The sequence below is a fragment of the Labilibaculum manganireducens genome (genome assembly GCF_963665805.2).
Lineage (GTDB): Bacteria > Bacteroidota > Bacteroidia > Bacteroidales > Marinifilaceae > Labilibaculum > Labilibaculum manganireducens.
Genome location: NZ_CAXXEE010000003.1, coordinates 3,694,280 through 3,706,515 on the forward strand (window position 1 = coordinate 3,694,280; position 12,236 = coordinate 3,706,515).

Annotated in this window: 5 protein-coding genes; all 5 read right to left on the reverse strand. The window is 36.7% G+C overall.

The annotated features are described in order from the left end of the window. Positions 1–19: 19 nt before the first annotated feature. The 5 genes from ACHZAX_RS14240 to ACHZAX_RS14260 all read right to left on the reverse strand — a co-directional run bounded on the left by ACHZAX_RS14240 (position 20) and on the right by ACHZAX_RS14260 (position 12,231). Positions 20–1,651, reverse strand: a complete 1,632-nt coding sequence (locus ACHZAX_RS14240; RefSeq protein ID WP_101308915.1) for a RagB/SusD family nutrient uptake outer membrane protein — start codon at positions 1,649–1,651, stop codon at positions 20–22. A 26-nt stretch (positions 1,652–1,677) separates the two neighbouring features. After that, entirely contained in the window at positions 1,678–4,743 is a 3,066-nt protein-coding gene (locus ACHZAX_RS14245) for a SusC/RagA family TonB-linked outer membrane protein (RefSeq protein ID WP_218973019.1), read from the reverse strand. Between the two features lie 798 nt (positions 4,744–5,541). Beyond that, complete coding sequence (locus ACHZAX_RS14250) at positions 5,542–7,560, reverse strand: metallophosphoesterase (RefSeq protein WP_320019607.1); 2,019 nt, start codon at positions 7,558–7,560, stop codon at positions 5,542–5,544. A 21-nt stretch (positions 7,561–7,581) separates the two neighbouring features. After that, on the reverse strand, positions 7,582–10,554 hold the full coding sequence (locus ACHZAX_RS14255) for a glycosyl hydrolase 115 family protein (RefSeq protein ID WP_320019608.1): 2,973 nt from the start codon (positions 10,552–10,554) through the stop codon (positions 7,582–7,584). Between the two features lie 357 nt (positions 10,555–10,911). Next, a complete protein-coding gene (locus ACHZAX_RS14260; RefSeq protein WP_320019609.1) occupies positions 10,912–12,231 on the reverse strand; it encodes a BNR repeat-containing protein in 1,320 nt (439 codons plus the stop codon). Positions 12,232–12,236: the final 5 nt, after the last annotated feature.

Here is a 12,236-nt window from a genome sequence, read left to right on the forward strand (position 1 = left end):
AAACAATACAAGTCTGGAATTAATATCCAGGGTTTTGAGTTATACTTCCTGCTGTAATATCAATTTCGTTTTGAGGAATTGGTCTTAAAAGATGTTTTTCAGCCAGAGCATTATTTAAAGCAGCATGCGGATTATGCAATAGTGTTCTTTCAATTAACTTTCCAGTTCTCTTTAAATCCATCCATCTATTTGCTTCACCTGCTAATTCTCTTGCTCTTTCGTCAAGAATAAAGTCTAAATCTACATCACCTTCTGCTACTGATTCTGTTAAACCTGCTCTTGATCTTAAAGTAGTTAAAAGATTGGCTGCAATATCAGCGTTTCCTGATTCTAAACGAGCTTCTGCAGCAATTAAATAAGCTTCACCAGATCTCATAATCACCATATCTCTTTCTCCTTGTGAGGATTGATCCGGCTGTGCAAAAGGTACTTTTGGATCATCAAACTTTACAAACTGCGGATAGTGAACAGGTGTAACACCATCATTTGTAAAATAAGTGCCCGGATTGATTACTGCGTATGGTACCGCATCAATTTCTGCTTGTGTCCATGCTGTTTTAGGGAAAAATATTGCTAAATCTCCTGCCGGAACATTAACATTTGCTCCATTAACAGTTCCGACATAATCTTCAGTTGCATAAATTTCTCTGGTATAAGTTGCCTCAGCTCTTTCATCAGCATCATCAAAAAGACTATAAAAGAACGGAGTTGGCATAGGATCTAAACCTTTAACTGTTCTTGTCAATCCAGGATAATCAAAAAACCTGAATTTGTACATCATGTGTTTTGAGTTACCCCAACCTCTACTTACGGAATTGTTTCCAAATAGATAAGAAAAAATAACTTCAGAGTTTCGTTGATTGTCAATACTCACCAAACTTGCAAACGAAGATACTAAAGGGTGATTAGCAATAACAGTTTCAGCTAAAGCTGCTGCATCAGTAAAATCGGTACTGGAAGCAAACGATTTATAACCTCTGGTCAACAAAACTTTCGACATAAAATGTCTTACAGCATCCTTAGTTATTCTACCGTAAGCGCCTGCAGTAGTAGGAACTCCATCTAAAGCATCCTGAAGATCTTGTACAATTTGTGTGTAAACCTGCTCTTCACCAGCACGCGTATAATCTGTACTCGCACTAGTAACTTGATTAAGCACCAATGGCACTCCTCCATAGTTCTCAACCAAATTGAAGTATGACAGAGCTCTAAAAAATTTAGCTTCTGCTATTCCAATTGTTTTTTTATTTGCATCAATATTATCAATAACATCTGCATTATCTACAACTACATTAGCAGCAGATATAACACTGTATTGATTTCCCCAATATACACCAACTGCCCAATTCAAGGAATTAAAATCTACATAATCATTAAGATCACTCGTTCCGGTAATGGCTGAGCCTCTGGTTACAATATCAGTTCCTAAATCTTCAAGTGCATAATACAAATCTGAAGTATAGTGGGTTGTTGTTTCTCTTGCCCGTTCGTATACAGTAGCTACTAATTGATCAAAAGTTTCGGGATATGCGGAGGCAACCTCCACACTTAATGAGGTATTATTCTCTTCCTCAAGATAGCTATCACAACTCGAAGTGAAAACTCCTATTGTGAGTAGTGCTAGAATTACTTTATGATTAAATTTTCTCATTTTCTTACGTTTAATTTAATAAATAGTTAAAAGCTCAAATTAACCCCTGCCATAATTGTACGTGACATAAATGCAGCCCCCCATTGATTTCTTCCGGCGTTTTCAGGATCCCATCCATCATAATCTGTAAAGACGAAAGGATTTTGCACCGTAGCATAAACTCTTAGACTATTTACCTTAATTTTTTCCAGTAGATCAGAAGGAAGCCTGTAACCGAAAGTGATGTATCCAACTTTGGTAAAAGAAACATCCTTGTATTGTATAGCCGAGCCATAAATACCAGCATTACCTGGTTGATTGTAGCTGTTTGATTGGTTTTCCGGTGTCCAATAATTTACCTTATATCCGTTAAACGTTCTGTTCGGTTGGTCTTGCCAGCCCCAAGCATAGTTAGAATGAAAATTACTTTTGTACATGTTCCCCTGACTAGTGTTTATAGCAAAAGAGAAATCAAAGTTTTTATAGTTCATTGTACTTGTAATACCGCCGGTCCACTTAGGTGTAACCTGACCAATCACCTTTCTATCATGATCAGCATCGATTTTACCATCCTTATTAACGTCCGTTACTCTTACCTGACCAGGAAGTTGACCATAAACAGCAGCCTCATCTGCTTCATCCGATTGCCAAATGCCGGCAAATTCATAATCATATATTGAACCAATTGACTCTCCTACTCTATGGATAAGGTTCGTTCCGTTGATACCGAAAGTAATATCTTTACCGCCATACAATTTGTCAAGTGTGTTTTTATTGGAAGCAAAATTGAAGTTTGTAGTCCAGGTAAAATCACCATTATCAACATTCACAGTATTTAATGAAATTTCAATCCCTTTATTTGTTGACTCTCCAATGTTTTCAAATATTCTGGAATAACCTGTAACTGCCGGTAAATCTTTTCCAAAAATAATATTGGTATTTTTTCTATTGTATACATCAATAGAACCACTAATTTTATTATTTAAAAATCCAAAATCAAAACCCACATTCACTTCTGTTGTTTCTTCCCAGGTAAGATCAGAATTCGCCAAGTTAGTAATGTAAAGAGCTGGTGTAGAGACATCACCCAAATTTGTGGCGCTTGATCCTAAGAACGATTGTGAACTTAGCGGTGTTAATCCTCCACCTTGACCATTATTACCTGTTTTACCATAGCTCAATCTAAGTTTTGCATTTGACAGCAACTCTTGATTTTGCATGAAATTCTCATCCATCATCTTCCAGGCAAATGCTGCTGACGGGAAAAATGCCCATTTATTACCTTCCGCTAATATTGAGGCTCCATCATAACGTCCTGTAAACGTGAACAGGTACTTATCCATCAATGAATAATTTAATCTTCCTGTGTATGACTCTAAAGTTTGCTTAACAAAACTGCTTGATACATCTCTAATATCAGTACCTGCACCAAGATTATAGAAAGAATATGCATCGGTAGTAAAATTTCTAACCTCATTATAATATCCTTCCGAACGCTCTAAAAATCTTGACATTACGCCTGTTACATCAAAAGCATGTATGCCTTCACTAAACTTGTAGTTAAAAATATTATCCCATGAATAAGAGAAATAATTAGAATTGTTTACCTGAGCCCTTCTGTTTGATGCATTCCCACTTACACTCTTTGAGTATAGTCCCCGATATTCTCCATATCTCGTATACTTCATATTAGGTGAAAATTTAGAAGTGATCGTCATTCCGTCTAAAGGCTTAATCGTTACAGCAAGATCACCTATGTATTGTAAGAATTTCGTTTCTCTGGTAATGTTTTTTGTATCGAATAACGGATTGGTTATTTGAGTTTCTTTTTGTGTTGGAAAAAACCGTAAAGATCCATCTTCATTATAAGGACGACCAATAGGCTTTAATCTGTAAGCACTCCTAAATGCTTCCCAGCTTCCCGTGTTTTGAATGGCTGTGGTAATATAATTGCTTACACTTACATTTAACCATTTAGCAAGATCACTTTTTAAACTTCCGCGAATATTGTATCGGGTATAATCTTCACCTTCTACGTTGCCATTATCTTTAGTATAAGCCAAACCTGCCGAATAAACAGTCGTTTCATTTCCCCCGCTTAATCCAAGTGTGTGGTTGGTTTGAAAACCAGTTTTAATTAAAAGGTCTACCCAATCTGTACTTACTCCTTCAGCTATGTTTTGTTGCTCTTCCGCATCAAAAAATTCAGTAATGTCAACATCACTTGCTCTGTAACTTAAGTTTCCAGAAGCAAACTGATTACCCACAGCAACATCTTTAATAAAGTCAACATATTCGGCGCCATTAAAAACTGATGGCAGATTGTAAGCTTGCTTTACGCCAAAATAGTTACTGTAATCAACTTTTAGCTTGCCGCTTTTACCACGTTTGGTTCCTATTAAAACTACCCCGTTACTTCCTCTGGATCCATATACCGCAGTAGCCGAAGCATCCTTAAGAATATCCATTCTGCTGATATCTGAAGGATTCAAGAAAGAAATATCATCCACAAAAATTCCATCAACAATAAAAAGCGGGTTTTGTCCTGGAGTAAAACCTCCGTTCGAAGATGTCTCATTGGTATTAATAGTACTCGCACCACGAATACGAATGTTATAACCGCCAGCACCAGGTTTGTTGTCGGTACGTTGAATAACTACACCTGCAGACTGCCCTTGCATTGCTGAAACAGCATCCACTTTATTTGCCTGTGCCAATTCCTTAGCACCAACTGAAGTAACAGAACCTGTTAAATCACTTTTCTTTACCGTACCATAACCAATAGCCACAACCTCGTCCAACCCAATGGTTGAAGCTGCTAATTTTACTTGATACGAAGTAGTTTTTCCATCTAAAGTAATCTCCTGTGTTTCATATCCAACAAAAGAAAACATTAATGTCTCCGTTCCTGTTGGAGCAGTGATCTGAAAATTACCATCAATATCAGTTACAGTACCTGTTGTGGTACCTTTCACTATAACAGATACTCCTGGCATTGTTACATTCTGGTCATCAACAACCACACCAGACACAGATAACGTTTGCGCCCATGAGTTCGATGACAAGCCTATCAGTAAGGCTAACATCAAAAATTTTAAATTTAATTTCTTCATAGATTTTTTGGTTTATTAAATAAATCTTGGTCACGAATGTAACCCGAAACCGTTTTCGTAACATGGATGAATTATTCAAATGCATGGATAATTATTACATGTTACGCAATGCCCTTTAAACACAGGAGATTCTAAAGATCACACTTTCAACATTAAGATAGAATTACTATCAAAATCCAGCATATTTAAATTGTAACTTCACTAATTATATGTCCTTTTGTATAATTATCAAAACTTCAAACCTAATATTTCTTTTTACTGGAAGTTATTATCTGCCTTTTTTAAACTCTGCCTTTTTCAGTTCGTCTTTAATTCATATTCTTGGACGAAAGGCCATTTTCATATGATTATAACTGTATGTTTTTGCCATATAGCCTGTCCCGAACTTGTTTCGGGAGAACTTACCATGCTGAAATAATCATCCCCCTGTGTGTCAAAATATCCTTGTCATGGACGTTTCATATTTGAAATCTTGCGTGGATGTGTTTGAGTTCTTTGCTGTTAATTTGAAGTAAAAATGTAACCTGTTCGCCCAACTTTATACTCTATGCTTATATCCTGATGATTTTAATCAAATAACCGCACTAATTGTTGAAACAATACTGACAAACTATATTTTTGATGTACATCATACTTACATTTAATGTACATCATAATTATATTTGATGTACATCAAAAAAAATTTTAATGTAGATTAAACTTTCAATCAATAAAGACAAAGCATACAAATAAAGCTGTACAGAAGATCCATACAGCTTTATGTTTTTCAAATAAGAAAACTAAGTATTCCAAACAAACTTATTCAACCAAATCAACAAGCTCTGCATTCTTCAAGTCAATTTGGAAATGATCGGCTGGTGCTCCATTTAAAAAATGATGGAAAATTTCAGCAAATTCATAAAAATCGTTCTGCACCTTATTAGTTAATGAATTTGAGTCTTTCTGATTTTGCAATAGAGATTCAATAATTATCTGATATTGTTTGATTCTATCCAAGCCAATATCCTTTATGGCCAATTTATCGGCACTTCGAAGCCGGTAAAAATCAAATATCATATCAAAACCAGTCCAATTTTCGAATAAACTTGAATCTACTGCAGTTGAGTTTGTATAATTTAATAATTCCTTGCCTGTTGCATTCAATAAAAAATCTCTGAATTCAGCAGGCCAATCCTTCTTCAGAAACCGCAAACGAACCAACTCTTTTAAATGCCAATTGGTAAATTCATGATAGGTGGCTGCCGATAAAATATCCTTATTCCAGATATCCTTAGTTCCCGACTTTTTTAGATATAAATATTCTTGCTCGTAAATTGGAAAAAGCTCTTTGAAACGAGGAACTGAATCGATCACAACCGTTTCAACCTCCATTAAATTTTTATTTTTCACAGTGAGAATCTTATAAGCAGGTATGTAAGCTGCCAAAGATGGAATTTGAACATTTACCAAACCGGTTCCATTCTCATATTTTCTGATTCCTGTATCGTTAATGTGCATATGTCCCCCAAAATGCAGCTTGATGCCAGCCTCAGCAAAAGTTCTTGCCACATCTTCGTCAGGCACACGATGCAATTGCATTTTCCCTTCACCCATCAAATTTTTAATGTGCGGCGAAGCATCATCGTTAAAATCAATCATTGGATAATGACTAAAAACGATTAGTGTTTTCCCCAATCGGTCAGCCTCAGAAGATACCTTTTTCACCCACTTGATCAAATGTTTTTTATGCGTTAATACATTTGAGTACCCAGCACTGGCTCCTTCGTAGTTGTCGGCATTTAGTGAATCAGTTTCAACATTATCGTTGGGAACATAAACATTGGCATCTATGGCTAAAAACCACACTCCTCTTACCGGTTCCACCAAATAACTAACATCAGGAATACTTGTATTAAAATGTTTTTTATGCGTTAATACATTTGAGTACCCAGCACTGGCTCCTTCGTAGTTGTCGGCATTTAGTGAATCAGTTTCAACATTATCGTTGGGAACATAAACATTGGCATCTATGGCTAAAAACCACACTCCTCTTACCGGTTCCACCAAATAACTAACATCAGGAATACTTGTATTAAAGGGAGGTATTGAATAGTTTCTGTTATTTAATGATGACTGCTTAAAGGCTTTATCAAAAGCATAATCATTATGGGTATAAGATGTAAAAGGAGTTTCCCAATATAAATCTTCCTTTTTTGGGAAAAAACCAAAATCACCCAATGTTGTAATAACCTCCTCGTAACCCATTCGGCAAATATCTTTCGTTACTACCACAGGGTTTTCTTCCTCAGATAAAGGAACATACAAACTGTCGGCACTCATAATAACCTGTGGTTTTCCGCCTGCGCCCAAAAAATCTTTTTTGCCCGCATCCATTGCAAAAGGACGAACTGGATCGTGATTACCCGTAGTTGCAATAAATTTAATTCCATATTTATCGGAATAACTGTCCAGAATTTTCTTTAATCCGCGTACATTAAAAGGCTGTCCGTCATCACTAAAATCACCCGGCAGAACTACAAATTTTATATTTCGTTTCACTACATCATCCAAGGCCGCCAGAAAAGCGAAATAATTCTCGTTAAAAATTCGGGTAGAATTCAGTTGAGCTTCCATAGTTCGGGCAATAACGAATTTTCCGTTTGCCGGATTTACGACTCCTTTGTAATCGCAATCCTGAAATTCTCCGTAAATATCATTCAAATGAACATCAGCCATAAAGGCTATTTGTATGGATTTGTTAGACTGTAGCTTTTCTTCACACGCGTTACTGCCAATTAGTAATATGGTAAGTAACAGGCCTTGTAAAATCTTTGTCATGAGTAAAATCTATTTCCTAATTTACAATTTCGATTCCTGAGGAAATGCATATGATTTTTTCCAACCACCCAAATCAATTAAAATCTGATCAATCATCACTCCGGCATCAACCATCCAAACTTTTAGTGTGTGCTTTCCTGCTTTATTGATAATTTGCTGCACCGATTGAATCGTTGCATTTTTCAGTACATTTTCTTTCCACTGATTGCTTCGTCCCAAAGTCTGAAAATCGACAATTACAGGTTCTGCGTCATCGATGGATACGGCACAACGGACTCCTTTCCCTTCATATACTGCATGAGTGGGAACAGCCTGAACCAATACTTCTGCTTCTCCAAAGTTAAACGTATAAAAATCATATTCAAGCGACGGACTATTCTTTACAATTGCCTGAAGATCCTCAATAGATTCAGATCTATTGGGTAAAGCTGAAACAACCGATCCGGTATAACCTAGACCTTCAAGCACCTGCCACTGAGCTTGAGTACCGGAAACTTTCCGATTAAAATTTTTTGCATGCATAGAAACAAATCCTTTATCCTCAACAAAACCTTTAAAATGTTCCAACTCTGCAAATTTTGGATTGAAAACGGAAATTCCAATGCTGAATGTTGTATCTGCTGAAATGAAATTGATCGCTGAATTCACTTTATAACCTGGAGGAATTAATTGGTAATCGTGCCCAAGAGGGGCTTCTTTTTTATTCTCTCCAGCAGGAACTTTATCCCAATCGATACTGACCCAAAGTCGTTGTTCTGGTTTACCCGATTTCGTACTCACTTCTCCTTCCAATTGCGAAACATGGATCCAACCGGCTTTCGGCTCAGCCTTCCAACTAATTTCACCCTCTCCTTTTAAAAACACATCAACAAAATAAGAATTGTGTGTATAAGCATTAAAAACGGGAAGCACATCAGCATAAGAGTTGATTATCTTATTATTTACCTCCATTTGGCAGCTTTCCAATGCCAAACCCAATTCAGCTTTCTGACCGCCTATAGAAGAAGTAACCGTTGGCTTGGAAAAAACCGGTAATTGACGGGGAGCCATGCTCATAATGTGATTCCACTTGCCATTTTGCAACTGCTTATTGAAATAATTTGTTTCTTTTTGAATGCGCTGAAAAGCTTCCAACGATTTTTGTCCAAAATATTCAGCACTAATTCGGCCTTGCTGCGCTGTAAATTGATTCTTGTATGAATACAACCATTTAAAATTCAAATTAGCAGCTCCCATAACCGGATAATAAACCAATTCATAAAATGCATCTTTTCTATTTTCTGCTATGTTATCATTTATCTTATCTGCAGTAGTAAGCAATTTTTGATATTCATTAATTCGTGTCGAAACCTCATCTCCGTAATTAATTTGTGTTAGCTCGGTTTGTCCTTGTTTGGTAACCGGCTCAACCTGACTCCACGCCATAAACTCAGGACGGCGCTGAAAAGCCAGTCGATAATACTCATACATTAAATTAGTTACTGCAGAAGCTTGCTTTGATCCAAATTCACGAGCAGCCCAATTTTGCATATGATTCTTTACTCCTTTGCTTTTATCAAAAGAACTCATGTCCCAGGCCATATCCAAAAACAGTTGAATATTATACTCGTGTGGTTTAATATCACCACAATTTAAAATCCACAAGTTGCGCGACTGAAATTCGTACGCTTTACTCATCTCCTCCCACATTAAAACAGGATTGGTCGAGTTTAGCCACAAATAGTCATGCGGACGTCCCCAATAGGAAGTGTGATAATATATTCCTGCACCTCCGGAACGCTTTTGCTCTTCGCCATTGCTCAGCTGACGAATGTATCCATAATTGTCATCAGTCCACACCAGAGAAATATCCTCAGGCACCTGCATCCCATTCTGATAACAAGTCAACACTTCTTTGTATGGAATAAAAATCTGCGGAAGCTCTGAGGCCTTTTTACCAGTCTGTTGTTCCAGAATCCTGCGTTGATCGGTGATTACATTCTCCAGCAATTTCACCTGCGAATCGGTATCATCTTGGCCAACAATCATCGGAGAATCATGTTTGCCACGCATTCCCATGGTATAAATGCCTTCAAAATCGGCACTCTCTTTTGTTCTTGTCTGAAATAATTTTTTGATTGTCTCTGAATTGTTATCATATCGCCATTCTCCCATAGTTTCACTGTTCCATTCTGCATTAATATTGCACAACATGGGTTCACAATGCGAAGTTCCTACAACAATTGCATAATCGTCGGCTATTTGTTTGTTTTTAGGATAGTAATAAAACGGCTTGGTGCAGGAATGCATAGCCGGCCAAACAGTATTGGCACGCAAGCGCAATAAAAGCTCAAATACTTTTGCATAAGTTTTGGAGCCAATATCTCCAGTTTCAGGCTCAAAATTCAAGGCTGCCCATCGCTGTAATCCCCAATCCTCATCGTTTAAAAATATTCCACGGTACTTTACCGATGGAGAACCATACACTTTATCATCAACAGAAACAACTGCATTTTCCTTTTTATCGGGAGTAACATCCGCCCACCATTCCCATGGAGAAACTCCAATCATTCGCGAAATTTCCAGCAAGCCGTAAGCTGTTGCCCTGCGATCAGATCCAACAATCACCAAAGCCTTTTCAACTCCTTTTACAGGATTTTCAAGAATCTGAATGGAATAAGTTTCCCATTGTCCCTTAATTTTAGAAACATCCAATTTCTTCGCGGCAATCAGTTGATCAATTAAGCGACTATTACCAATTGTACCTGCAATTATACATGTGCTTTTTACATCAGAAGTAACTTGAATAGGTTTTCCCGTTACTTTAAAAATATCATCAGCAAGTATTTTCGCTGCAATTTCAACAACTTTTGCATCCCTTTTATCTATTGAAATACCTGTAACTTCATTGTTTACAACAATAGTGAAATCATTTTTATTTTGTGCTTCAACAATAGAAACGCAAAGCATTGCGGTAATTATAATTAATACTGATCTAAACCGGTTTCTGAACATTATTACTTTGTTTTAATTCTTTTAAAGATATTTATTGCTGCACTTTCCTGTTTGCAGATAAATAATCACTACAGTTCCTTCTCAAAATATAAAACTACAAGCTAAGAATGACAATGAGATAAACAAAACCATCACAGATATGGATAAATTATTCATCATTCCCTAAATAGGGCTAAAAACATCAATTTTATGAGTTCCCTTGAAAAAAAAATCCCTGAAAAGACATTTATTTGTCTTTTCAGGGATTTGTAATATTTCTTGAGCAATATTAGCTTTGCTTGTCTGCAATTCATTAAAATGAATGAAACAATGCTTTTTTTAACTTATTTACTTTCTAAGGTTTACCGGCACAGTATCTCATTCTGAATATCTGTCAATTTTCTTTTCTTCCAGAACATTCACCATCTGAGGTTCATAATCAGCCTTTCCTTCTCCATCAATCTGCTCCACCTTTTGTACAAAAAGATTAATTATTCCTTTATTTTTCCACAATTCCGTATCGAACGACGGCTCCCATAAACCTACACTTTCATCGGTTAAATCAACCACTTTCCAATTTCCTTGTTCAGATGTATTCCCAATCGCCATTGATACCTTTGCCTCTCTTTCTTCATCTCTAAAAATCAGATAAAAGGTGGATGTTTTATGCTTTGTTTTTGCTAAAATCTGAGGTCGGGAAATAGGAATACGTTTGGTTCCGGCTCCCTTTAATGAAAACGGCGTTTTCCTGAAGTTTAGGTTGATTGTATTCCATTTACCATTACTACAGTTAACTATATGGTATTGTGGAACATCAGAATTTTGCTCGCGCCAATAGCTTGCAATAACCGGCTGTCCGCGTTCATCTGTTGTCATTGATGTTTGATTTATCAGCTCGCTGTTTTGAGGTATGTGTGAGGCATATTCAGCAGTTTGTGCTGTTATCGGAAGCCTATATTTTTCACCTTTTGAATTTTCCCAGCTTGTTCCTCCATCTTTGGATCGTGCATAGCACAAATCATGATTGGAAGCTACATCAGGAGATTCTCGCCATACCCAGGAAACATGAATAACACCTTGCTGATCGACACAAGATTGCCAGTAAGCATTTCGCTGTCCCTCTCCGTCAATAAGGTTACTTTGCATTTGAATCCATGTTTTAGTTTTACAATCATAGGAATTCATCGCTAAATTCCCTTTTCCGGATTGTCCGTCACGAAACATGAATATGAGATTGCCATTTGGCATTCTAAAAAATTGTGGATAAGTTACATTCGTTTCATTACTGCCAGTCATTTCTATTTTAGGGCCTAACTGTAACGAATAAGCTTGTATGCTTTTGGCATATCGTAAAGGATTCCCATGATGATCCCAGGAAACATGAAGATAACCATCACCGTCCAGCATAATACTAATGCAATTATGCGCATCGTTTACATTCCCTTTGTAAGAGGTAGTATAGGTTGTAAATTGATCCGATTTACTATTTCTCTTCCCCAATTCTAAAAATCCTTCAGGATTATAGTAAGCTATAAACTGTACCCCGTTCTGAGTAACCAACGAATTCTGCCGAAATACAACTGCATTGACCGAATTTTTAGACCACCCCTTCGAAACCGGAATTAATTTCTGGGCACAAACATTATAGCTTGTAAATAAAAGAAAAACACTTAATAAGGGTATATAATAACGAAACATTTAAT